General features: G+C 66.7%; 22 protein-coding genes. 19 read left to right on the top strand and 3 right to left on the bottom strand.

Annotated elements, in window-relative coordinates:
• The first annotated feature begins 29 nt into the window (after positions 1-29).
• From ASE14_RS03710 to ASE14_RS03705, 3 genes are all read left to right on the top strand, one after another.
• Positions 30-3,176, top strand: coding sequence for a DEAD/DEAH box helicase (locus ASE14_RS03710; protein WP_056651723.1), 3,147 nt, complete (start codon positions 30-32; stop codon positions 3,174-3,176).
• 115 nt (positions 3,177-3,291) lie between these two features.
• Positions 3,292-4,377, top strand: a complete 1,086-nt coding sequence (locus tag ASE14_RS19895; RefSeq protein WP_082600032.1) for a DUF4238 domain-containing protein — start codon at positions 3,292-3,294, stop codon at positions 4,375-4,377.
• Between the two features lie 504 nt (positions 4,378-4,881).
• On the top strand, positions 4,882-5,217 hold the full coding sequence (locus ASE14_RS03705) for a MazG nucleotide pyrophosphohydrolase domain-containing protein (protein ID WP_235511075.1): 336 nt from the start codon (positions 4,882-4,884) through the stop codon (positions 5,215-5,217).
• A 176-nt stretch (positions 5,218-5,393) separates the two neighbouring features.
• On the opposite strand, the gene ASE14_RS03700 is transcribed toward ASE14_RS03705, so the two are convergent.
• Complete coding sequence (locus ASE14_RS03700) at positions 5,394-5,987, bottom strand: hypothetical protein (RefSeq protein ID WP_056650830.1); 594 nt, start codon at positions 5,985-5,987, stop codon at positions 5,394-5,396.
• A gap of 168 nt (positions 5,988-6,155) precedes the next feature.
• Here ASE14_RS03700 and thrS point away from each other — a divergent pair, with 168 nt between their 5' ends.
• Together thrS and ASE14_RS03690 are read left to right on the top strand one after the other, a co-directional pair.
• Positions 6,156-8,054 (top strand): threonine--tRNA ligase, encoded by a 1,899-nt coding sequence (gene thrS, locus ASE14_RS03695; RefSeq protein ID WP_235511103.1) that lies wholly within the window; start codon positions 6,156-6,158, stop codon positions 8,052-8,054.
• Complete coding sequence (locus tag ASE14_RS03690; protein WP_056650823.1) at positions 8,051-8,620, top strand: HIT domain-containing protein; 570 nt, start codon at positions 8,051-8,053, stop codon at positions 8,618-8,620. Before thrS ends, ASE14_RS03690 begins: the two co-directional genes overlap by 4 nt.
• Positions 8,621-8,650: 30 nt before the next feature.
• Here the strand turns inward: ASE14_RS03690 and pdxY are convergent, their stop codons facing one another.
• Positions 8,651-9,502: a pyridoxal kinase PdxY gene (gene pdxY / locus ASE14_RS03685; protein WP_056650820.1), complete on the bottom strand. Its 852-nt coding sequence runs from the start codon at positions 9,500-9,502 to the stop codon at positions 8,651-8,653.
• Between the two features lie 50 nt (positions 9,503-9,552).
• Positions 9,553-10,902: an aminotransferase class I/II-fold pyridoxal phosphate-dependent enzyme gene (locus ASE14_RS03680; RefSeq protein ID WP_056650817.1), complete on the bottom strand. Its 1,350-nt coding sequence runs from the start codon at positions 10,900-10,902 to the stop codon at positions 9,553-9,555.
• 84 nt (positions 10,903-10,986) lie between these two features.
• On the opposite strand from ASE14_RS03680, the gene pdxS reads away from it, so the two are divergent.
• From pdxS to secF, 14 genes are all read left to right on the top strand, one after another.
• A complete protein-coding gene (pdxS, locus tag ASE14_RS03675; RefSeq protein ID WP_056650814.1) occupies positions 10,987-11,877 on the top strand; it encodes a pyridoxal 5'-phosphate synthase lyase subunit PdxS in 891 nt (296 codons plus the stop codon).
• 32 nt (positions 11,878-11,909) lie between these two features.
• The gene (gene pdxT / locus ASE14_RS03670; RefSeq protein WP_157372815.1) at positions 11,910-12,515 is read left to right on the top strand and encodes a pyridoxal 5'-phosphate synthase glutaminase subunit PdxT; all 606 of its coding nucleotides are present in this window, start codon (positions 11,910-11,912) and stop codon (positions 12,513-12,515) included.
• A gap of 235 nt (positions 12,516-12,750) precedes the next feature.
• Complete coding sequence (locus tag ASE14_RS03665) at positions 12,751-13,446, top strand: ABC transporter ATP-binding protein (protein ID WP_056650808.1); 696 nt, start codon at positions 12,751-12,753, stop codon at positions 13,444-13,446.
• Complete coding sequence (locus tag ASE14_RS03660; protein WP_157372762.1) at positions 13,443-14,510, top strand: hypothetical protein; 1,068 nt, start codon at positions 13,443-13,445, stop codon at positions 14,508-14,510. The genes ASE14_RS03665 and ASE14_RS03660 overlap by 4 nt, the downstream gene beginning before the upstream one ends.
• Entirely contained in the window at positions 14,411-15,697 is a 1,287-nt protein-coding gene (locus ASE14_RS03655) for an ABC transporter permease (RefSeq protein ID WP_056650802.1), read from the top strand. Before ASE14_RS03660 ends, ASE14_RS03655 begins: the two co-directional genes overlap by 100 nt.
• A 20-nt stretch (positions 15,698-15,717) precedes the next feature.
• A complete protein-coding gene (locus ASE14_RS03650) occupies positions 15,718-16,491 on the top strand; it encodes a MerR family transcriptional regulator (protein WP_235511074.1) in 774 nt (257 codons plus the stop codon).
• A 19-nt stretch (positions 16,492-16,510) separates the two neighbouring features.
• Positions 16,511-17,041 carry a DUF1697 domain-containing protein gene (locus tag ASE14_RS03645; protein WP_056650796.1) on the top strand — a complete coding sequence of 177 codons (531 nt, stop codon included), beginning with the start codon at positions 16,511-16,513 and terminating at the stop codon, positions 17,039-17,041.
• A gap of 85 nt (positions 17,042-17,126) precedes the next feature.
• Complete coding sequence (locus ASE14_RS03640) at positions 17,127-17,885, top strand: YebC/PmpR family DNA-binding transcriptional regulator (RefSeq protein WP_056650794.1); 759 nt, start codon at positions 17,127-17,129, stop codon at positions 17,883-17,885.
• A 9-nt stretch (positions 17,886-17,894) separates the two neighbouring features.
• Positions 17,895-18,503, top strand: a complete 609-nt coding sequence (gene ruvC / locus ASE14_RS03635) for a crossover junction endodeoxyribonuclease RuvC (protein WP_200953254.1) — start codon at positions 17,895-17,897, stop codon at positions 18,501-18,503.
• Positions 18,500-19,120 carry a Holliday junction branch migration protein RuvA gene (gene ruvA, locus ASE14_RS03630; RefSeq protein ID WP_056650789.1) on the top strand — a complete coding sequence of 207 codons (621 nt, stop codon included), beginning with the start codon at positions 18,500-18,502 and terminating at the stop codon, positions 19,118-19,120. Before ruvC ends, ruvA begins: the two co-directional genes overlap by 4 nt.
• Complete coding sequence (ruvB, locus tag ASE14_RS03625) at positions 19,117-20,157, top strand: Holliday junction branch migration DNA helicase RuvB (RefSeq protein WP_056650786.1); 1,041 nt, start codon at positions 19,117-19,119, stop codon at positions 20,155-20,157. Before ruvA ends, ruvB begins: the two co-directional genes overlap by 4 nt.
• 71 nt (positions 20,158-20,228) lie before the next feature.
• Positions 20,229-20,627, top strand: a complete 399-nt coding sequence (gene yajC / locus ASE14_RS03620) for a preprotein translocase subunit YajC (protein WP_056650783.1) — start codon at positions 20,229-20,231, stop codon at positions 20,625-20,627.
• A 63-nt stretch (positions 20,628-20,690) separates the two neighbouring features.
• Entirely contained in the window at positions 20,691-22,433 is a 1,743-nt protein-coding gene (gene secD / locus ASE14_RS03615) for a protein translocase subunit SecD (protein WP_235511072.1), read from the top strand.
• The gene (gene secF / locus ASE14_RS03610) at positions 22,433-23,452 is read left to right on the top strand and encodes a protein translocase subunit SecF (RefSeq protein WP_056650777.1); all 1,020 of its coding nucleotides are present in this window, start codon (positions 22,433-22,435) and stop codon (positions 23,450-23,452) included. Before secD ends, secF begins: the two co-directional genes overlap by 1 nt.
• Positions 23,453-23,489 lie beyond the last annotated feature (37 nt).

The raw sequence follows: 23,489 nt of genomic DNA, 5'->3' as shown, positions 1-23,489 counted from the left end.
AGCAGCAGCGGATTCTGCGATTCTGGTGGATGCTCGAACTCTTCAGTCCGCAAGGCGTTCCGAAGCTGACTTCTCGGTCGACGCGGCCTTCGGACCGGCAAGTGGTTGAGTGGAAGCAGAACGCTCCGCTGCCGTGGGAAACGTTGCGGCCTCCTGAACCGTTGGGCAAGACGCGACGGGTCTGGCAGCACACGGTGTATCTCGGTGTTTACGATCTCGAATCGATCTACGAGTGCTTGCATGAGGCCTTCGGCGACGACAAGGATGCGTATGACGAGCGTCCAGCCGGTCGTAGCGCGTGCGCGGGCATGTTGGTTGATGGCAGCGGGAGGTTGGTAGCTGACTCGGCTGTACTTTCTTCTGCGCTGTGGGCTGTGGGGCGGATCCACACGCAGGGTGTGCGTGATCGCGCGTGGGCGGACGGTTTTCCGGATGCTGCGAAGGCTCTGCATGAAGCGGTGGACGAGTCTGAGAGGACTCGCTGGGAGGCTTCGAGTGCGGACACGCATCTTGCGCAGGATGGACAGTCCCTTCTGGCTCTGATGCGTGTTGCGCAAGGCATTGCGGGCGTTGTAGGTAGTCCCCGCCTCGCGACCGATACAATCGTCATTCAGTCGGTGGCCGTCTCGGCTCAGCGCGCTGACGAAGCCAGCGATACGGACTTTCTGAACAGCTTCTTCCTGGATGACCTCGCGACCGTTCAGGCAGATGTCGCGAACGGCGACTGCGGTAACGCCTTGGCGAGCTACTTGACGGGCGACAGCACTCTCAACGATCGAGACCGCGTGGATGTCATCCAGACCCGTGAGGCAGCCGATGACGGAGTATCAGTGGACCGTCTCCCGAAGGGGCGTTGGCCTTCCGACCCTGCCCATGGTCTTTCTCTGCGGCAGCAGTTCGCAGTGAACCACGCACTCAATGACCTTGCACCTAGTCGCGGGCTTATGGGGGTGAATGGGCCGCCGGGTACGGGGAAGACCACCATGCTGCGTGACATTCTTGCCGGCAACGTCGTCGAACGAGCTCGACAACTGGCTGCGCTCGCTCGTCCCGAGGATGCATTCACGTCGACGATCCACCGGTGGAGCACCGGCAAGTACAGCATGAAGGTCCCGCAGCTGCGACGGGAGTTGACCGGCTACGAGATGGTCGTCGTGTCTGCGAACAACGCAGCTGTCGAGAACGTGACAGCGGAGATCCCGGCGCGCGATGCGATCCATTCCCGGTGGCATGGCGAGGCCGACTACTTCGCTGATATCGCAACGGAAGTCCTTGCCGAAGTCGACGGACAGAAAGACGACGCGCCCAAGACCCAAGCCTGGGGACTGGTCGCCGCCCGTCTCGGCAACAAGCGCAATCGCAGCGCCTTCCACTCGGCGTTCTGGTTCGACAAGAAGGACCCGCGCACGAAGGAGCCGATGCCTGACAGCCCGCCGCGCATGCAAACCCGTCTCGCCCGGTGGAGCGACGGCAGCGCGCCACACAAGATTTGGAAAGAAGCGCGTGACGACTTCGCACGCGCTGAGCAACGTGTCGACGTGCTCCTTACGAAGCGGCGGCAGGCGCAGGAGCGGTTCAGGCAACTCACACGAGCGACAGAGGTCGAGCGCAGCTGGGCCGAGCACGCCGCTCGGATTCAATCCGATCTGCGCGGAATTGAGGAACAACTGGTCGCGGACCTGAGCGCGGTCGAGCTGGCAGGCAGAGAGTTGGCTCTCGCCGCGGCGGCTCGCGATCGCCGCGTCGGTGCCAAGCCGGGCATGTTGGAGACGGTCTTCACGTTCGGACGCGCAATTCGTGAATGGCGTGCAGGGCTGCAGCCCTTTGAGGATTGCCTGCAGGTTACGGAAGCTGCCCAGCACCAGGCGGAGGCGCAGGTCCGTCGATCGGAAGGCCGTGCGGTGGAGCTCGGACGCGAGCTTGTCGATGCCGAGGCGGGGCGAGCGCACGCGTCAGAGTTCCTGGCCGAGCTTCGACGCCGGATCAACGCCGACAAGGCGGAACTCGCGGTGGCGTACCCTGACGAAGCATGGAAGGGTGAGGCGCGCGAGCTATACGCTCCCTGGCTCGACGCAGAGCTTGACGCCGCAAGGTCGGACCTGTTCCTCGCTGCCCTTCAGCTCCACGAGGAATTCCTCGCGAACACTGCGAAGGACGTATCCCAAGGGCTGCGTGCTGCACTGGAAATCGTCGCAGGCGGAGGACCGCGCAATCTTGAGGCCGAGAAGAGGCGCGCAGCGTGGCAGCTGTTCTTTCTCGTCGTCCCGCTGGTCTCGACGACATTCGCGTCGTTCGGGCGCATGTTCGGTGACATCGGGCCAGAGAGCATCGGCTGGGTCCTCGTCGATGAGGCAGGTCAGGCATCTCCGCAGTACGCTGCTGGCGCGATCTGGCGCGCTCAACGAGTGGTTGCAGTTGGTGACCCTCTCCAGCTCCAGCCGGTCGTGACGATTCCGCCGAAGGCGCAGCGCGACATCGCCACCGCTTACCGTGTGTCGGATACTTGGATGCCTCCGCATGCATCGGTGCAGACTCTCGCGGACCGCGTGTCCCGCCGTGGAACGACTCTTAAGCAGGGCGACCGGCATGTGTGGGTGAGCGCGCCGCTGACGGTACATCGCCGCTGTGACGATCCGATGTTCACTCTCTGCAACGACATCGCCTACAACGGCATCATGGTGAACGGCGTCAAACGCCGCTTGGATGACCCCGTTCAGCCCGACCTTTTCGACAGCACCACCGGTCCACTCATCGCCCCGAGCCACTGGGTAGACGAACCCGCGCTGACCCAGGGCAGCCATCTCCAGGAGAACCAGATTGCCCGGCTGGAGAACGCCCTCGCGTATCTTGCCGATCATGGCATCCCGCCGGAAGAGGTGATCGCGATCTCACCATTCCGAGCCGTCGCTGGTCGGCTTGACTCGCTTTCGCGGACCTACCCAGGACTCACGGCGGGAACGATCCACACCGCCCAGGGCAGGGAGGCGTCAGTGGTGTTCTTGGTGCTTGGCGGCGATCCAGCATCTCCTGGGGCGAAGGCATGGGCGGCATCCACTGTCAACCTTGTCAATGTTGCCGCCAGTCGCGCGAAACGCCGACTGTATGTCATCGGTGACCGTGCCGCCTGGGCGAAACACAACTACTTCCACCAGCTCGCCGCGTCCCTGGCCCCATGACTCTGCGTGTCTGCTCAGCGGCTTTCGCTGCTGCGCGTCGCTGTGGAGTCGAAGCCGTAGCTCGCAGCTGCTGGGCTTATCGCATTGAACTACCGACAGTCGAACGAGGAGACTGATGGCAGGGGATCATTTCGTACCGGCTGCGCTGTTGGGCCGCTTCTCGGTAGACGAAGGCAAGCGATACAGGTCGCGACGATTGAATGTCCTGCGTAAGGGGGCGTCGCGCGCGTATCTGGCCAAGGCCGAAACGGTCGGCTATGAGAACAACCTCTACGATGTCGACTTCGACGCCTCAATGAGTGAGCACGGTGCAGGCTTCGTCGACGCGCTGTGGAAGGAGTACGAACCTCGGCTCCCAACGGCGCTCGATTTACTGAGCGAAGGTCGGTGTGACCTCGATCATTGGATCAACGTTCTGGTCCCGTTCGTTGCGTCTCTTCTGATCCGGGATAGGTGGTACGGCGAGCGACTAGCGAATGCTCACCAATGGAAAGACCATGAGGAAGGATGGCTGAAGGATGCAGTTTTCAGCGAGTCGAACCTCAATCTGAATCGAATCGTTCAGCGTAACGGCATCATGGGCAGACTGCTGGTCTCGCGCTGGTCAATGCTGGAGGTGGAGGACGATCTTTGCACATCGGATCTTGGCTACGCGTTCGAACTTGATCAAGTAGAACGCGACGGACGTGTTGAGGACCGGGTATTCCTTGTCGTGCCGTTGTCGAGACGCGCGGTGCTGTTTGTTGCACCCGAACCGGTGGTCCAAGTGCTTGAGTGGCGCGAAGGCCGCTGGGGGCGAGAAATCTTGTCGCTTGCGCACAACCAGGTCAATGCAGCAGACGTGAACGACACCATTGCTCGATGCGCACAGGATTTCGTCGCAGGTTCCCAAGCGGCGGTGGACTCCGTTGATCCTGGCAGCATCGGGAAGATTTCGCCGGCGGAGCTTCAAGCGATCCAGGAATACTGGCCCTACCGCGCGAGGACGAATGAGCTAGCGGGAGTCTGGGGCGCGCTGAGGCTTGCTGCGAACGGTGTACCTCCTGCAGATTTGGGAAGAACGCTGCTGGAGCCTCATATCGGGCTCACAGACCGCTTCGATCGAGCAGTGACGACCGTGAACGTCGGACCTGCAAGGCAAGCTCGCGTGCTTCAGGATGTGATCGACTGTGGGCCAACAGGCTTCAGGTTCACCTGGTGAGAATGCAGCGGAACGTTGCGGCGCTCGGATATCGATGGGCCCCGACCGCAGGCGCAACGGCTGCGCTGCGACAGTCGCTCTCGTGCCGCGCTGACGGCGATATCGCATCGTCTCGTCGAAGGCGGCGAGAGTGCACTGATCGTTGTCCGCACCACGCGACAAGGGCGATGCAGCGGAAACCACCAGGTTCCGATACGACCCCAGCAGTTCGCTCATACGAGCTTCGTCCCACAGGCCGTCTTCACGCACCCAGTGGTCGTAGTCCGTGTCGACGGTCTGGTACCCGCGCCGGGCCAGTTCGCTGAGCACCGAGGTCTTCCCGGCACCAGACATGCCAGTGATGAGGACACGAGACATGGAGTGAGCCTACGCGGCACTCTCGGACGCGACGGGTGCGTTTCTTGTCGAACCGGGCGTGCGATCACCAGACCAGCTCGACACGAGGGGGTATGTGGTCCGCCAAGTGATTCAGCCCTTGGCGCTGGGGGCCGGGATACTTGGTGCGTGGAGTTCCAGGCGATGCAGCAGATGGCTCGGCGGGTGGCGGCGTTGTATGCCGAGCGGGATGTCGAACGGTTCGGGCGAGCGTGGGGAGCGAACGAACTCGTCCTTGGTCTCGTGGGTGACGTGGGCGATCTCGCGAAGCTTGCTCAGGGCAAGGCGGGGGTGAGGCCGCACTCTGATCTGGATGCGGCACTCGAGCATGAGCTCGCGGACTGTCTGTGGTCCGTGATTGCGATCGCCGACGCCCTGGATATTGATCTTGAGAGAGCGTTCGGAAACGCGATGGAGGAGTTGTCGCAGCGTCTGGGCGGTCCCGCAGCGGCGGTCGAGACCTAATCAGGCGGCGATCTGGTGTGCTGCGGCCGCGTGATGGTCCCGCGCAAGCGAGGAGGAGCCCCCGGGAGACTCTTGGCAGCTGAAGCACCGCTAGGCTCGGACCGCCGACGGCGAAATCAGGCCGTCGGCAGACGAAGAACAGGCGAATCGTGCGCCGAGTCGAACGGGTCGCGCGATCACCCGACCTGCTCGAACACGAGCGGGGGATAGGTGATGCGGGTCGTGTACCAGGCCCACGAGTCGCCTGCGGTCTGCTCTATGGCGGCCCAGCCGCCGTAGGCGGGCAGGTTCTTCAGGGTGACGCTCACGGTCTGCTTGCCGGTCACGCTCCTGGGTCCTGCGCCGACGACGGTTCCGGATGCCGCATAGCCGCTCGCGTTCAGCGTCACCGGGCCGCCGGACTCGACGGAGAAGATGCAGACGTACGTGCCCACCCCCGTGATGCCGTAGGCCGCCGGCTCGAAGTGGATTGAGACCGCGGGGTTCCGGGTGGGCGACTCTCGGCGGTCGAAGCCGGCGTACGGCGTGACGGCATCCGTCTGCATGATGGTGGGGCGGATGAGGGTGAGGTTCGTGCGTCCCTTGCCGACGGTGTGCACGGGGGAGAGGTGGTCGATCGGCGCCCAGAAGATCGGGCCGAGCACGAGCTCGCCGATCCGGTACTTCTCGACCCACTCCTCGAGGCGGACGTCCGGCTCGAAGTCGGCGAGTTCGATCACACGCTCATCGAACTCGCTGCGCGAGCCCAGTTCTGTCGATGTCTCATACATGAGTAAAACTCTAGAACCGGCGGGTGCGACGCGGCTCCGGGACAGCACCGAGGTGCTGATCGGCTTCGGTCGCGGCGACTACAGTTGAAGGGTTCTGTAGACCGATTCAAGGAGTGGATTCAGGTGGCCGACGGCTTCGAGCTCTTCACCGACCGATCCGTTGTCGCAATGCGCGTCAACGGCGAGCTCAAGGACCTCGCCACGACGGTCACCGACGCCGACGTGGTCGAACCCGTCACGATGGACTCGCCCGACGGCCTGAACATCCTCCGCCACTCGGCTGCGCACGTGCTCGCGCAGGCGGTGCAGACGGTGAACCCCGAGGCGAAGCTCGGCATCGGCCCGCCCGTCACCGACGGCTTCTACTACGACTTCGATATCGTCGAGCCGTTCACCCCCGAAGACCTCAAGGCGCTCGACAAGGAGATGTCACGAATCATCCGTGCCGGCCAGCGCTTCATGCGCCGGGTCGTCACCGACGACGAGGCGCGTGCCGAACTCGCGAACGAGCCGTACAAGCTCGAACTGATCGGCCTCAAGGGCTCTGCAGCGGCCGGCGGCGACAACGAGAACGTCGAGGTCGGGGCCGGCGAGCTCACGATCTACGACAACGTCGACCCGAAGACCGGCGAGACCGTCTGGAAGGACCTCTGCCGCGGCCCGCACGTGCCGAGCACCCGCATGATCGGCAACGGCTGGTCGCTCATGCGCGTCGCCGCCGCCTACTGGCGCGGCTCGGAGAAGAACCCCCAGCTCCAGCGCATCTACGGCACCGCATGGCCGACGAAAGACGAGCTGCGCGCCTACCAGCACCGCCTCGAGGAGGCCGCGCGTCGCGACCACCGCAAGCTCGGCACCGAGCTCGACCTGTTCTCGTTCCCCGAGGAGATCGGCTCGGGTCTGCCGGTCTTCCACCCCAAGGGCGGTGTCGTCAAGCGCGAGATGGAGGACTACGTCCGCCGTCGCCACATCGAAGAGGGCTTCCAGTACGTCTCGACCCCGCACATCACGAAGGGTCATGTCTTCGAGCTGAGCGGCCACCTGCCGTACTACAAGGACACGATGTTCCCGCCGATGGAGCTCGAGAACAGCGAGTACTACCTCAAGGCGATGAACTGCCCGATGCAGAACCTCATCTACCGCTCGCGCGGGCGCTCGTACCGCGAGCTGCCGCTGCGGTTCTTCGAGTTCGGCACCGTGTACCGCTACGAGAAGTCGGGCGTCGTGCACGGGCTCACCCGCGTGCGCGGCCTCACTCAGGACGACTCACACAGCTACGTGACCCCCGAGCAGGCGCCCGGCGAGATCCAGCACCTCCTCGACTTCGTGCTCGGCCTCCTCCGCGACTTCGGCCTCGACGACTTCTATCTCGAGCTGTCGACGCGCGATGCGAACTCCGACAAGTTCAAGGGCAGCGACGAGCAGTGGGAGGTCGCCACCAACGTGCTGCGCGACGTCGCCGAGCGATCCGGTCTGCAGCTCGTGCCCGACCCGGGCGGCGCCGCGTTCTACGGCCCGAAGATCTCCGTGCAGGCGCGTGACGCCATCGGCCGCACCTGGCAGATGTCGACGATCCAGTACGACTTCAACCAGCCCGAGGGCTTCGGCCTCGAGTACACCGCAGCCGACGGCACGCACCAGCAGCCGGTGATGATCCACTCGGCGAAGTTCGGCTCGATCGAGCGGTTCTTCGGCGTGCTGATCGAGCACTACGCCGGCGCGTTCCCCGTGTGGCTCGCTCCCGTTCAGGTCGTGGGCATCCCCGTCGCCGACGACTTCGCGCCCTACCTCGGCGCGATCATCGAGCAGCTGAAGGGCGGCGGCGTTCGCGCCGAGCTCGACGTGAGCGACGACCGCATGCAGAAGAAGATCCGCACGCACACCACCCAGAAGGTGCCGATCCAGCTCATCGCCGGCGACAACGACCGCTCGGGTGAGACCGTGAGCTTCCGCTTCCGCGACGGCACCCAGGAGAACGGCGTCGCGATCGCCGAGGCGGTCGAGCGCATCAAGCAGGTTATCGAGGAGCGTCGCCAGGTCGTCACGCGCGACGACCTGTTCGCATGAGCGCGTACCAGCCCGAAGAGTTCGACGGCGTGCCGACGGATGCCGCGGCCGACCTCGCCGGCGTACCCGACGCGTTCCAGCGCCTCTGGACGCCGCATCGGCTGGTGTACATCCAGCACGGCCAGCAGCCCGACGAGCACACCTGCCCGTTCTGCCGCGCCCCCGAGATGAGCGACGAGCAGTCGCTCATCGTCGCGCGTGGCACGCACGCCTACGTGCTGCTGAACCTCTACCCGTACAACAGCGGGCACCTGCTCGTCTGCCCGTACCGCCACGTCGCGACGTACGACGAGGCGACGCCCGAGGAGATCGCCGAGATCGGCGAGCTCACGCAGATCGCGATGCGGGTGGTGAAGCAGGTGTCGAAGTGCGACGGGTTCAACATCGGCATGAACCAGGGCCGCATCGCGGGCGCCGGCATCGCCGAGCACCTGCACCAGCACATCGTGCCGCGCTGGGCGCTCGACTCGAACTTCTTCCCGATCATCGCGGGCACGAAGGCGCTGCCGCGCCTGCTCGGCGAGGTGCGTCAGGAGATCGCCGAGGCGTGGCCCGCATCAGCGTGATTCGCTGAGGCGGACTCGACCGGGTCGTCGTCAGCGCACCTGGCGCACGGTGAACTGCATGCGCGGGTGGGCGTAGGACTCCTGTGCCTCGACGAGCTGCAGCTCCCGCTCGCCCGACTCCTGGGTGAGCGAGAGCAGGTCGAAGACGCTCGAGGTGGTGCGTGCGAGGGCATCGGCGGCATCGCCGGTGCGACGGTAGTGCGCGGTGAACAGCGCCGCCGTGACGTCACCCGAACCGTTCGCCTTCATGGGCAGCTTCGGGGTCTGCACGATCCAGGCGCCCGCGTCGTCGACGGCGAGCATCTCGATCGTGCCCTCCTCGCGGTCGGGGCGCTCGACGCTCGTCACGAGCACCGTGCGCGGACCGGTGGCGCGCACGAGATCGACCGAGGCCAGCGTGGACTCAAGCGTGTCGGGCTCGGTCTCCGTGAGGAAGCCCAGCTCGAACTGGTTGGGCGTGATGATGTCGGCCGCGGGCACCACGCGGTCGCGCAGCAGGATCGGGATCGCCGGGGCCACGAAGCATCCGGACTTCGCATTGCCCATGACCGGGTCGCAGGCGTAGACCGCGTCGGGGTTGGTTGCCTTGACCCGGGCGACCGCGTCGAGGATGACGTCGGCGATGCCCTCGCCGCCCTGGTAGCCCGAGAGCACCACGTCGATCTGCGGGAATGCGCCGCGCTCCTCGATGCCGGTGATGACCTCGCGTACATCGTCGGGGCTGATCATCGGTCCGCGCCAGGCGCCGTAGCCGGTGTGGTTCGAGAAGTTGACGGTGTAGACCGGCAGCACCTCGACGCCGATGCGCTGAAGGGGGAAGACGGCGGCGGAGTTGCCGACGTGACCGTAGGCGACCGCGGACTGGATCGAGAGAATCTTCACCGCTCGATCATCGCATCTCCCGCGCCGGTGCTCCGTCCGCGGTGTCGGCGCTATCGCCGAACCGCGCGGATCGAGGCGCCGAGGTCGGCCGCCAGCTTCTGCAAGTCGGCATCGGCGAGGTCGTGCACGGTGAGGCGCAGGTGCTCGGAGGGGGAGTGGTCGCCGAGGGCGAACTCATCGCCGGGTCGTGCGAGCCATCCACGCCGCATGAGCTGTTCGGACACGGCGCGTGCCGGCGCGCCGAGCGGCACCCAGACGTTCAGGCCGTCACCGGGTCGTGTCGTGATGCCCTCGGCGGTGAGGAATTCTGCGAAGACGGCGTTGCGCGCCGCGTAGTGCGCGCCGGCGGCGCGGATGCCAGCCTCGACGTCGGGATCGGTCGCGAGTGCGTGCACGAGCCGCTGCAGCAGGTGGCTCACCCAGGTGGTGCCCGGGGTCAGTCGCATCGCGAGCCGGTCGGCGGTCTCGGGGTCGGAGGCGGTGACTGCGAGGCACATGTCGGGCCCGAGGAACTTCGACACCGAGCGCACGAGCGCCCAGCGCCGATGCTCGGCGCCGATGAGCGAGTGGTACGGCAGCTGGGAGAGCAGCGAGTAGTGGTCGTCTTCGATGACGAGCACGTACGGATGCTCCCTGAGCACCTCGCGCAGCTCGGCCGCGCGCCGTTCGGTGAGGCTGGCCCCGGTGGGGTTCTGCGCGCGCGGCGTGCAGATGACGGCGCGGACGCCCTGCTCGAGCGCCGCCCGGAGCCCGGCGACGGTCATGCCCTCGTCGTCGATCGGCACCGGGACGGGCCGGTAGCCCGCGACGCGGACGGTGTGGATGCTCGTGAGGAAGCACGGGTCTTCGAGGGCGACGGCGTCGTCGCGGGTGAGCGCCTGGGCGAGCAGACGCTCCACCGCATCGGCGGCACCGCTCGTGACCGTGATGCGGATGGGCGTCTCCGCCGGCAGATCGGCGCTCATCCACTCGTGCGCCCAGCGCGCCAGGCCGGGATCGATGACGGGCTCGCCGTACAGCACGGGGCGTCGGGCGATGCTCGCCAGTGCGAGCGAGGGGTCGGGGATGCGTGCGGGATCGGGATTTCCGGTGCCGATGTCGCGGAGGGCCGTGTCGGCGGCGAAGCCCTCCTGGGCGACGGTGGAGGCGCCGGCGACCCTCGTGCCGCCGCGGCCCAGCGTGATGACGACGCCGGCGTTCATGAGCTGCCGGTAGGCGGAGACCGCAGTGTTCCGGTTGACGCCGAGATGTTCGGCGAGCGTCCGCACCGGGGGGAGTGCATCGCCGGGGCGGAGGGCGCCGCGCTCGATGAGCGTGCGCAGGCTGTCGGCGATCTCTGCCGCTGAGCGACCCTCGATGTCGATGATGACGCACCGCCCCTTCTTCGTGTCTGCGACCATGGTATCTTTTGGCCTAGGACAATAGTTCTGTTCGTCTGTTCTGATGCGCGACAACGTGTCGCGCACGTCCGAGAGGATCCCCCTGTGACCGTATCCGAAACGGGTTCGAGCCGCGTGAAGCGCGGCCTCGCCGAGATGCTGAAGGGCGGCGTCATCATGGACGTCGTCACCCCCGAGCAGGCGCGCATCGCCGAGGATGCCGGCGCTGTCGCCGTCATGGCCCTCGAGCGCGTGCCCGCCGACATCCGCTCCCAGGGCGGCGTCGCCCGCATGAGCGACCCAGACCTCATCGACGCGATCATCGCCGAGGTGTCCATCCCCGTCATGGCGAAGGCGCGCATCGGACACTTCGTCGAGGCGCAGGTGCTGCAGGCCCTCGACGTCGACTACATCGACGAGTCCGAGGTGCTCTCGCCCGCCGACTACGTGAACCACATCGACAAGTGGGCGTTCAACACCCCCTTCGTCTGCGGTGCCACGAACCTCGGTGAGGCGCTCCGTCGCATCAACGAGGGTGCCGCGATGATCCGCTCGAAGGGCGAGGCCGGCACCGGCGACGTCTCCGAGGCGACCAAGCACATCCGCAAGATCTCCTCCGAGATCAACCAGCTGAAGTCGATGACGCGCGACGAGCTCTACGTCGCCGCGAAGGAGCTGCAGGCGCCCTACGAGCTCGTGCTCGAGGTCGCCGAGACCGGCAAGCTCCCGGTCGTGCTCTTCGTCGCCGGCGGCGTGGCCACCCCCGCGGATGCCGCGATGATGATGCAGCTCGGCGCCGACGGCGTGTTCGTGGGCTCGGGCATCTTCAAGTCGGGCAACCCCGAGGCGCGTGCTGCCGCGGTCGTCAAGGCGACCACGTTCTACGACGACCCCTCGGTCGTCGCGCAGGTCTCGCGCGGCCTCGGCGAGGCCATGGTCGGCATCAACGTCGCCGACCTGGCGGCCCCGCACCGTCTCGCCGAGCGCGGCTGGTGACGACGAACCTCAGAAGCGGATCCCTCGACGCGGTGGCGTCGGCTTCGGCCGGCCCCCGCGTCGGGGTGCTCGCCCTCCAGGGCGACTTCCGCGAGCACGCGCACGTGCTCGCGACGCTCGGCGCCGAGGTGTCGCTCGTGCGTCGCCCCGAGGAGCTCGACGCGATCGACGGCCTCGTGATCCCGGGCGGCGAGTCGAGCGTCATGGACAAGCTCGCGCGCACCTTCGGGCTGCAGGCACCGTTGAAGGCCGCGATCGCCGCCGGACTGCCCGTCTACGGCACGTGCGCCGGGCTCATCATGCTCGCCGACACCGTGCTCGACGCGATCGACGGCCAGGAGTCGCTCGGCGGGCTCGACGTCGTCGTGCGCCGCAACGCCTTCGGCTCGCAGAACCAGTCGTTCGAGACCGATCTCGACATCCCCGCGCTCGGCGAGGTGCCCGTGCACGCGGTGTTCATCCGCGGACCGGTCGTCGAGTCCGTCGGCGCTGCTGCGACGCCGCTCGCGACGCTCGCAGACGGGCGAGTGGTGGCCGTCGAGCAGGGGAACCTCCTCGGTACGAGCTTCCATCCCGAGATCACGGGAGAGCACCGCTTCCACGAGTACTTCCTCGCGAAGGTCCGCACCCGCGTCTGAAGCGGTGGTGAGCGCTCGTCCGTCCGGGGAGCTCGGGCGGGGTTCAAGGGGGTCGTCCCATCCTGCCCAACCGTCGGAATCGTTGCCGTGCACGGCGATGTGCGTGAACATGCGGCCGCGCTGACCGCGCTGCACGGTCTATTTCCAGAGGTCATCACCACTCGGGCTTGACCTTGATGCTGCATCAACCCTGCACCCTGATCTCGTACACGTTTCACACGAGAGGGACAGCGGCATGTTCTTGGCAGTATCAGGTCTCCAGAAGAGCTATGGCACAGGCATCGTCACGCCTGTGCTTCGAGGCACCGGCCTCGAACTCGCACGTCAGCGGATCGGCGTCATCCTCGGTCCGTCCGGCTCCGGGAAATCGACGCTGATGAACATCATCGGCGGGATCGACCGGGCCGACGGCGGCACGGTCGAGGTGGACGGCGAGCGGATCTCCGATCTCACCGACGACCAACTGCTCGAGTATCGCCGCGCGAGTGTCGGCTTCATCTTCCAGTTCTACAACCTGGTGCCGAACCTCACCGCGGGAGAGAACATCGAGGTGGTGTCCAACATCAGCGAGAAGCCGCTGAAGATCGACGATGTGCTCTCCGCCGTCGGGCTCGCCGACAAGAAGAACCGATTCCCCCTCGAGCTGTCGGGCGGTGAGCAGCAGCGCGTCGCGATCGCTCGGGCGATCGTGAAGAGCCCACGGCTGCTGCTCTGCGACGAGCCGACTGGTGCGCTCGATCTGGAGACCTCGCGCGGTGTGCTCGCCCTGCTCCAGCGGGTGAATGCCGAGTTCGGAACGACCATCCTGATGATCACCCACAACGCCGCCATCGCCGACATGGCCCACTCCGTCTACCGGATGCGCGACGGCCAGGTCGAGGAAGCCACGCACCATGATCAGCCCGTGCCCGCCGAGCGGATCCAGTGGTGAGCGCCCTCAACCGCCGCATCTGGCGGATGCTGCGCGAGCACATGGGCCGCTACGTCGGCATCGCGATCCTGGTCCTGCTGGGCAGCTTCTACTTCACGGCGGCCACCGGGGTGGCCGGCAGCATGGAGCGCATGGTGGTCGGGTTCGCCGACCGGAACCAGCAGGAGGACCTCACCTTCACCACCGACAAGCCGCTCGACATCGCCGACTGGGAGCGTGAGTCCAGCGCGACGATTGAGGCCTCGCTGCGACACGACGTCCGGCTGCCCAAGGGGGAGCTTCGCCTGCTGAGCCCCGGCGCAGAGCTCAACCTCGCCCAGGTGACTTCAGGTCAGGCCCTCGCCAATCCCGGGGACGTGCTCGTCGATCCGCATTTCCTGCAGACCCAGGGGCTGAAGGTCGGCGATGTCCTCACCCTCGACGGCAGAACCTTCACCGTCGTCGGCACCGTGGCCGTGCCGAACTACGTGTATCCGCTGAAAGGGCTCTACGACGTCTTGCCGACCGCGGGGTTCGGCATCGGCGTCGCCGCGCAGGCCGACATCGAGGCGCTTCCGTCGGCCACCGAGGCGGCGAGCACGACATACAGCGTGCGCTTTCATGACCGCGATCGGATCGAGGCCCAGACGGCCGCGCTACGGAATCTGCTCGGCGATGATGGCTACCGCGTCACGGAGTGGATCGAAGCCGAGCACAATCAACGCATCAGCATGCCCTGGGGGAACATCTCGAGCATGCAGTCGATGAGCTTCCCGGTCGCGATCGCCTTCTTCGTCCTCGGCTGCGTGATCGTGGGCGTGATGATCACCCGTACAGTCAAGGCCGACAGCATCATCGCCGGCAGCCTGTACGCACTCGGCTACCGTCGGGCCGAGTTGACTCGGCACTATCTGGCCGTGCCGGTGCTGGTCACCCTGGCGGGCAGCCTGGCCGGCACGCTCTGGCGCTGCCTTGCATCGCGCCGGTGGTCGGCACCATGCTCGCCGCGTACAACCTGCCGGACGCCGGGCTGCTTTTCGCGCCGCACAATCTTGCGATCTCGCTGCTCGCGCCCGTCGTGTTGATCGGGACGGCCAGCGCACTGTCGATCCGCCGAATCCTCGGCAAGCGCGCCGCTGATCTGATGAAGGGCGGCGAGAAGACCGGAAAGGTGACGGCGCTGGAGCGTGCTCTCCGGCTGGACCGCTTCCGGTTCGCCACCGCCTTCCGGATCCGCGAGCAGGTGCGGAGCATCCCGCGCCTGCTGTTCTTGGTGCTGGGCGTGGCCGCCGCATCGATGGTCATGCTCTTCGGGCTGACGTATAGCCACTCGATGGACATCGTCACCGAGCGCGGCGCACTGACCAGGTACAACTATCAGATCGAGTACAACTTCACCGAGGTGCAAGACCTGAAGGACTCGCCGGTCCCGGCCGGCGCGGAGCCGTACAACACGATTCGGGTGCATCCCGAAGGACGCGAGGCGGTCGGGTTCTACCTGACGGGCATGTTGCCGGACTCGGTCGGCATGAAGCTGAACGACACGCGTGGCTCTCCGCTGCCGCGGAACCAGGTCAACATCACCGAGCCGTTGGCCACCCGGCTGCAGCTCGCTGTGGGCGACACCCTCCGATTCGTCAGCAAGCTCGACGGCGCGTCCTACACCCTGCGGATCGACGGGATCATTCAGGCCTATGGCGAGCAGTTCGTCACCATGCCTCTGGAGGAGTTCAACCGGCTGACCGGCCAGCCGGCGGGGAGTTACCGTACGGTGCTGGCGAGCCAAGAGATGGATTTCGACGAGTCGAAACTTGCCGGTGTGCTCGATACCCGCGATCCCGGCGCGTTCGAGCAGATCGGCGCACCCACGTCGCTGATCATGGGATCTGTGTCTGCCCTTGCTGTGCTGATCGCGGTCGTGATCTTGTTCCTCGTCACGTCCTTGATCGTCGAAGAGAACCATGGGACGGTTGCACTGTTCAAGGTGCTGGGCTATCGCCGGCGGGAACTCGCCAGATTGATCTTGAACAGCGCGACGCCGGCGGTGGTCGTCGGAATCCTGCTCGGATTGCCCGCGATGCTCGCCTTCGCGAATCTGCTCTTCGGGCTCGTTGCCGAGACGCTCAACATGCTGATTCCGATCACGGTGAATCCGTGGCATGTTCTGATCAGCTTCGTGGTGATCTTCGTGGTGTACGAGATCACCAAGTGGCTGTCCGGGCGCAAACTCGCCAAGATCGCCATGAGCGATGCGCTCAAGGGCGCCGAATGAGCAACCCGGAGGAGGACAGGGTGAGCGACAAGCTGACTATCAGCCAGCTCGCCGCGTACGCCGGCATCACGGTGGCGACGGTTCGGCACTATCACCGGATCGGGCTGCTGCCGGAGCCGGCGCGCGACGGCTCGGGCTACCGGCGATACGACGCTGCTGCCGTGGTCCGGCTGATCCGGATCCACGTCCTGGCGAGCGCCGGCGTGCCGTTGGCGAAGGTGGATGACCTGCTGGAGGCTGGTCCAGAGGAGTTCACCGATGGCGTGCGGCAGATCGACCATCGGCTGCGCTCGGAGATCCGAGGGCTGCAGCGGACCCGTGAACGGCTCGCCAGGCTCGCGGGCGGAGAGCAGATCGCCCTTCCTCCGAGCGTGATCGGCTACCTCGACCGGCTGCGCGACCTCGGCGTCGACCAGCGCTACCTCGAACTCGAGCGGGATGCTTGGATCATGGTCGCCGCCCAAGTTCCCGATCAGATCGACTCCATGATGGTCCTCAAGCACGCCGCCTTGGACGACCCCGACATGGTGCGGCTCTACGGTCTGCTCAGTGGTGCGATCGAGTGGTCGGTCGACGATCCGCGGGTGGTCGAGGTTGCCGACATCCTGGACCGGATCAACCAGCGCGCCATCGGCACCGGGGTCCCGCGTCAAGATGGGTTCGAGGACCGCTTCGTCGAACTCCTGGATAGCACGATGGTGGCTTCGGCGCCGCTGGCGAAGCGGCTCATTGCTCTCCTGGAGGAGCGAGGCTGGACGGGCTGGACGAGACCCGAACGCATCCCACTCGACTGAGCCAGCGTAGTCTCGGCCCATGACCAAGTGGATCGCGCTCCTGCGCGGCGTCAATGTCGGCGGCATCACGATCAAGTCCGTCGAGTTGCGCGAAGTGTTCGACCGGCTCGGCTTCGAGCACGTGCGCACGGTGCTCGCGAGCGGCAACGTCGCCTTCGACGGGGCCGAGGGCGAGGCATCCGACGCCCTGAAGTCCCGCATCGAGCAGGCGCTGCGCGATCGCTTCGACTACGAGGCGTGGATCGTGCTGGTCACTCGCGAACAGCTCGAGCGGGTCGTCGAGGCGTTCCCGTTCGACGCATCCGATATGTCGCGCCAGCCGTACGTGGTGTTCGCTTCAGACGAGAAGGCGCTCGACGAGCTCGTGGCGGCGGCGGGGGAGCCCGACCCCGCCGCAGACCCGATTTCGCGCGGCGACGGGGTGCTCTATTGGAACCCAGTCACGGGCACGACCCTCGAGACGCCGTTCGCCAAGCTGCTCGGCAAGCCCCGTTACAAGCCGGCGACGACGAACCGCAATCTGCGCACGCTGCACAAGCTGCTCGCCTGAACGGCTCGGCGGCGAGCGTCGCTGACTTAGAATGGTGGCGCGCGAGCCGTGACCCGGCCGCGCGAGGATTCGATTCAGGAGACGCATGTCCGGGCATTCCAAGTGGGCGACGACCAAGCACAAGAAGGCGATCATCGATTCGCGCCGTGCGAAGTCGTTCGCGAAGCTCATCAAGAACATCGAGGTCGCCGCGAAGATGGGCGGCGCCGACCTCTCCGGCAACCCGACCCTGGTCGACGCCGTGCAGAAGGCGAAGAAGACCTCCGTCCCGAACGACAACATCGACCGCGCCATCAAGCGCGGCGCCGGCCTGACCGGTGAGTCGATCGACTACACGACGATCATGTACGAGGGCTACGGCCCCAACGGCGTCGCGCTCCTCATCGAGTGCCTCACCGACAACAAGAACCGAGCGGCCGCCGAGGTGCGCACGCTCATGACCCGCAACGGCGGCACCATGGCCGACCCGGGCAGCGTCGCGTACAACTTCGCACGCAAGGGAGTCATCGTCGTCGCCAAGGCCGACGGTCTCAGCGAAGACGACGTGCTCGGCGCGGTGCTCGACGCCGGCGCGGAAGAGGTCACCGACGAGGGTGAGACCTTCGAGGTCATCACCGAGGCATCCGACATGGTCGCCGCGCGCACCGCACTGCAGGAGGCCGGCATCGACTACGACTCGGCGGATGCCGCGTTCGTGCCGTCGCTCAAGGTCGAGATCGACGCCGACACCGCGCGCAAGGTGTTCCGCCTCATCGACGCCCTCGAAGACAGCGACGACGTGCAGAACATCTACAGCAACTTCGACCTCACCCCCGAGGTGCAGGCCGAGCTCGAAGCGGACTAGCCGATCGCCGTGCGAGTGCTCGGCATCGACCCAGGCCTCACGCGCTGCGGCGTGGGCGTCGTCGATGTCGAGCCGAACCGCACGGCGCGCCTCGTCGACGTCGTGGTGCTGCGATCGCCCGCCGAGCTCGACACCCCGCGCCGTCTCGTGCGCATCGCCGAGGGGCTCGAGGCGATCATCGAGGAGCACCGGCCGCAGGCCGTCGCACTCGAGCGCGTCTTCGCGCGCAGCGACGTCTCGACGATCATGGGCACCGCCCAGATCTCCGGTGTGGCCATGCTGATCGCCGCGCGCCGGGCGCTGCCCGTCGCGCTGCACACGCCGAGCGAGGTCAAGGCCGCGATCACCGGGTACGGTCGCGCCGACAAGAAGCAGGTCGGTGCGATGGTGGCCCGCATCCTCGGCCTCGACGAGGTGCCGAAGCCCGCGGATGCCGCGGACGCCCTCGCCCTCGCGATCTGCCACGCCTGGCGCACCGGGGGCGTCGCGGGCGCCGCCGTCCGTGACGAGGCCGACGGTTCGGCCGCCGACTCGGCGCTCACACCGGCACAGCGGGCATGGCTCGCCGCGGAGCGCTCCGCCTCCGTGTCGGGGGCGGCCCGTAGGCTGAAGCGGTGATCTCCTCTCTTCGTGGCCGTGTGCTCGCAGCAGCCGGTGGTTCGGTCGTCATCGAGGTCGGCGGGGTGGGGTTCCACGTCAACACGACCCCGGCGTTGGCCCTCTCGATGCGCGAGGGCCACGAGGCATCCGTGCACACCACGCTCGTCGTGCGCGAAGACTCGCTGACCCTGTTCGGCTTCGCCACCCGTGACGAACTCGACGTCTTCGACCTCCTCATCGGCGTCACGGGCGTCGGCCCGAAGTCGGCGCTCGGCGTGCTGTCGGTGCTGTCGCCCGGCCAGATCGCCGAGGCGGTGCAGCGCGACGACGATGCCGTCTTCCGCAAGGTGAGCGGCATCGGCCCGAAGACCGCGAAGCTCATCACCGTCTCGCTCGCGGGCAAGCTCGTCGCGCCCGCCGTGTCCGCGCCGAACGCGCCGGTCGTGGCGGGCGGCGCTGCCGACAGCGTGCTCGCGGCCCTCACCGGGCTCGGCTGGTCGGAGCGGGTCGCCGCCGACGCCGTCGACGAGACGATCGCCGCGGCATCCGACATCGAGGCCGCCTCGGTGCCGACGCTGCTGCGGCTCACCCTCGCTCGTCTGGGCCCGGCGCAGCAGGCGGGCCGCGCGCGATGAGCGACGACCTCGACCTCACCGACCCGGTGCTCGCCTCAGAGGCGGAGCTCGCGTTCGAAGGCGCACTGCGGCCGAAGAGCCTCGGCGAGTTCGTCGGCCAGACCCGGGTGCGCGGGCAGCTGCAGCTGCTGCTCACCGCGGCGACGTTGCAGCAGCGCACGCCCGACCACATCCTGCTCGCGGGGCCTCCCGGCCTCGGCAAGACGACGCTCGCGATGATCGTCGCCCACGAGGGCGGGCGGCCGCTGCGCATGTCGAGCGGTCCCGCCATCCAGCACGCGGGTGACCTCGCGGCCATCCTGAGCTCGCTCGTGCCCGGCGAGGTGCTCTTCATCGACGAGATCCACCGCATGGCGCGCTCGGCCGAAGAGATGCTCTACCTCGCCATGGAGGACTTCCGCATCGACATCATGGTCGGCAAGGGTGCGGGCGCGACCTCGGTACCGCTCGACCTGTCCCCGTTCACGCTCGTCGGGGCGACCACGCGGGCCGGCCTCCTGCCGAACCCGCTGCGCGACCGATTCGGCTTCACGGCGCACCTCGAGTTCTACGATGAGGCGGAGCTCGAGCAGGTGCTCGCGCGAGCCGGCACGATGCTCGGCCTCGACGTCGACCGCGAGGCACTCGCCGAGATCGCCGGGCGCTGCCGCGGCACCCCGCGCATCGCCAACCGCCTGCTGCGCCGGGTCCGCGACTACGCCCTCGTGCACGGAGAACGCGCCGATATCGACTCGGTGCGCGCTGCCCTCGAGCTCTACGACGTCGACCCGCTCGGGCTCGACCGCCTCGACCGTGCGGTCATGGAGATGATCCTCACGCGGTTCGGCGGCGGCCCGGTGGGCCTCAACACGCTGGCCGTCTCGGTCGGCGAAGAGGCCGAGACGATCGAGGCCGTCGTCGAGCCGTTCCTCGTGCGCATCGGGCTCATCACCCGAACGCCGAGGGGTCGCATGGCGACTCCCGCGGCGTGGCGCCACTTCGGTCTCGTCGATCAAGCGTCCGGCTCTGCAGCGGCGCTTCCGATCGATGACCTATAATCCTTGAAGCTGACCCCTCAGCACCGACGACTTCGTGCGCGCGTCGCACTCCGGAAGGTACTTCTCCTCTCATGACGTTCGATCCGTTCACCATCATCATGCTCGCCGTCTTGGCGGTGCTGATCTTCTTCATGTTCCGCAACTCGCGCAAGCGTCAGGCCGACGCCCGCGAACTGCAGTCGAAGGTGCAGCCTGGTGCGAAGGTGATGACCAACTTCGGCGTCTTCGGCACGATCCTCTCGATCGACGAAGAAGAGAACCAGGTGCTCCTCGAGACCTCGCCCGGCACCGTGCTCACGGTGCACCGTCAGACCGTCGCGCGCGTCGTCGAGCCGAAGGCCGACGCCGTCGAGGAGACCGCGGCGGTCGAGGGCGAGCCCGAGTTCGGCGAGCGTCTCGACTCCGCGCCCGACGCGACGCCGGGCGACGCGACCGACGAGAAGCCCGACACCAAGAAGTCGGACGACTAAGACTCATCCCGAGGCTGGGCCCGTGCACTGATGCGCGGGCTCTCTGCAGAGAAAGCGGAACACGTGGCTGCACCATCCAAGCGGTCATCCCGGCCGACCCCCGTGCGCAAGGCATGGAGATCACTCATCTGGCTGGGTGTCATCATCGCACTGCTGTTCGGCATCAATGCCGCCGGCGTCATCTGGGGCGGTGGGTCGTGGGCTCCGAAGCTCGCGCTCGACCTCGAGGGCGGCACGCAGATCATCCTCGAGCCGAAGGTCGAGACCGGCGCGAGCGTCTCGCAGGAGCAGCTCGACCAGGCGGTCTCGATCATCCGCCAGCGCGTGGACGCCTCGGGTGTCTCGGAAGCCGAGATCAACACCGAGGGCCAGAACGTCGTCGTCCGCATCCCGGGTGAACTCGACGACCAGACCCGTGCGCGCATCCAGCAGTCGGCGAAGCTCGAGCTCCGCGCGGTGCTGCTCGCCGACGCGGCGACCGATACGTCCGCCGACCCCAGCGCGAGCGCCGAGCCGACCGAGGCGCCCGCAGAAGAACTCGAGTCGACCCCGACCGCGGTGCCGACCGACGGCAGCGACCCGTCGTGGATCACTCCGGCACTGCAGCAGCAGTTCGACGACTTCGACTGCGCGCAGATCGATGAGAACTCCGCGAATGTCGCACCGGCCGACGAACCCCTCGTCACGTGCGACCGGACCCGTACCGTGAAGTACCTCCTTGGCCCAGTGGAGGCGAGCGGCGAGAACATCGCCGATGCCACCAATGGCATGGTGCAGACGCAGACCGGTGCATCGACGGGCCAGTGGGCCGTCAACATCGTCTTCGACGACGAGGGCACCAAGGACTTCGCCGAGGTCAGCACCCGTCTCTTCGGGCTGCAGGGCCAGGCACCGCGCGACCAGTTCGCGTTCGTGCTCGACGGTGAGGTGCTCACCGCCCCGTCGATGAACGGCGCGATCACTGATGGCAAGCCGCAGATCACCGGCAGCTTCGACCAGGCCTCGTCGAAGGCCCTTGCCGACCAGCTGAAGTTCGGCGCGCTGCCGATCAGCTTCACGGTGCAGTCCTCTGACACGATCTCGCCCACGCTCGGCACCTCGCAGCTGCAGTCGGGTCTGATCGCGGGTCTGATCGGTCTGATCCTCGTCGTGATCTACACGATCTTCCAGTACCGCGCGCTCGCGTCGGTCACCATCGCCTCGCTCGTGATCGTCGGCATCATCACGTACCTGATGATCACGATCCTGTCGTGGCGTGAGGGGTACCGCCTGTCGCTGGCCGGCATCGCCGGCCTCATCGTCTCGATCGGCTTCACCGCCGACTCGTTCATCATCTACTTCGAACGTGTTCGAGACGAGCTCCGAGACGGCAGACCGCTCGTCGGTTCCGTCGAGGCGGGTTGGAAGCGCGCGTTCCGAACCGTGCTCGCGTCGAAGGCCACCAACCTGCTCGCAGCCGTCGTGCTCTTCGTGCTCGCGGTCGGCAGCGTCAAGGGCTTCGCGTACACACTCGGACTCACCACGATCATCGACGTCGTCGTGGTCATCCTGTTCACGCACCCGATGCTGCAGCTGCTCGCGCAGACCCGCTTCTTCTCCAGCGGCAACCCCTGGTCGGGCCTCGACCCGAACGCCCTCGGCGCCGTGTACCGCGGTCGTGCCGAGTTCCGCAAGCCTGTCGGACAGCCGGCGAAGAAGACCGCGGCAAGCGCCAAGGAAGCGGCGCGCCGCCAGACGATCGCCGAACGGAAGGCCGCTGCAGCAGTGGGCGCCTCCGATTCGTCCGACGAAGGGAAGGAGTCCTGATGGCGAACCGTCTCACGACCTTCGGCAACGACCTCTACACCGGAAAGCGTTCCTTCAACTTCGTCGGAGGCCGCAAGAAGTGGTACACGATCGCCGGGATCCTGATCCTGCTGTCGGTCGTGGTGCCGCTCTTCACCGGCATCAACTTCAGCATCGAGTTCCGCGGCGGGTCCCAGTTCCAGATCGCTGAGGTCGAGAACGCCACGCCTGAGCCCGCGATCGACGCGGTGCACTCCGTGGTTCCCGACGCCGAGGTGCGCGTCGCGATCGTCGGCGGCACCGGCGTGCGCGTACAGACCGACCAGCTCGAGCAGGCGGATTCGCAGGACGTGACCGGTGCTCTCGCCGAGGCCTACGACGTTCCCGAGTCGGAGGTCACCTCCTCGTTCATCGGACCCAGCTGGGGTGCGGATGTCACTCGGCAGGCCCTCGTCGGCCTCGTCGCGTTCCTCCTGCTCGCGGGCATCATCATGGCGCTGTACTTCCGTACCTGGAAGATGTCGCTCGCGGCGATCCTCGCGCTGATCGGCGACCTCGTCGTGACGGTGGGCATCTACGCCTTGGTGGGCTTCGAGATCAGCCCGGCGGCGACCATCGGTATCCTCACGATCCTCGCCTACTCGCTGTACGACACCGTCGTGGTGTTCGACAAGATCCGTGAGAACACCGCCGAAGACGGCCAGGAGTCTCGGCGCACCTTCGCCGAATCCGTGAACCTCGCCGTGAACCAGACTCTCGTGCGCTCGATCAACACGAGCGTCGTGGCTGCGCTGCCCGTCGCGGCGATCCTCTTCATCGGCGCCGGCGTGCTCGGAGCCGACACGCTCCGCGACATCTCGCTCGCGCTGCTGATCGGTATCCTCGTGGGCACCTGGTCGACGGTGTTCGTCGCCGCACCGCTCTACTCGCAGCTGCGCGAGGGCGAGCCGACGATCAGCCGTCACGACCAGAAGGTGTTGAAGGAGCGTGAGCGCGCGGCATCCGTTCCGACGGATGCCGAGGCCCTGCCCAGCGCATGATGTTCGCGGCCGGCGTGAGCCGTGTGGTACGTCGGAG

Origin of the sequence: Agromyces sp. Root81 (assembly GCF_001429165.1) — a bacterium.
Lineage (GTDB): Bacteria > Actinomycetota > Actinomycetes > Actinomycetales > Microbacteriaceae > Agromyces.
Note: the sequence above shows the minus strand (reverse complement) of the source record. Positions and strands in the feature narration are given on the sequence as shown.

Coding starts and splice junctions, on each gene's coding strand:
- ASE14_RS03645 (WP_056650796.1), top strand. CDS start 16,511: ATGACCAAGTGGATCGCGCTCCTGCGCGGCGTCAATGTCGGCGGCATC.
- secF (WP_056650777.1), top strand. CDS start 22,433: ATGGCGAACCGTCTCACGACCTTCGGCAACGACCTCTACACCGGAAAG.
- ASE14_RS03710 (WP_056651723.1), top strand. CDS start 30: ATGCTCGAACTCTTCAGTCCGCAAGGCGTTCCGAAGCTGACTTCTCGG.
- thrS (WP_235511103.1), top strand. CDS start 6,156: ATGCGCGTCAACGGCGAGCTCAAGGACCTCGCCACGACGGTCACCGAC.
- ASE14_RS03690 (WP_056650823.1), top strand. CDS start 8,051: ATGAGCGCGTACCAGCCCGAAGAGTTCGACGGCGTGCCGACGGATGCC.
- ASE14_RS19895 (WP_082600032.1), top strand. CDS start 3,292: ATGGCAGGGGATCATTTCGTACCGGCTGCGCTGTTGGGCCGCTTCTCG.
- ASE14_RS03700 (WP_056650830.1), bottom strand. CDS start 5,987: ATGTATGAGACATCGACAGAACTGGGCTCGCGCAGCGAGTTCGATGAG.
- ASE14_RS03680 (WP_056650817.1), bottom strand. CDS start 10,902: ATGGTCGCAGACACGAAGAAGGGGCGGTGCGTCATCATCGACATCGAG.
- ASE14_RS03640 (WP_056650794.1), top strand. CDS start 17,127: ATGTCCGGGCATTCCAAGTGGGCGACGACCAAGCACAAGAAGGCGATC.
- yajC (WP_056650783.1), top strand. CDS start 20,229: ATGACGTTCGATCCGTTCACCATCATCATGCTCGCCGTCTTGGCGGTG.
- ruvB (WP_056650786.1), top strand. CDS start 19,117: ATGAGCGACGACCTCGACCTCACCGACCCGGTGCTCGCCTCAGAGGCG.
- ASE14_RS03665 (WP_056650808.1), top strand. CDS start 12,751: ATGTTCTTGGCAGTATCAGGTCTCCAGAAGAGCTATGGCACAGGCATC.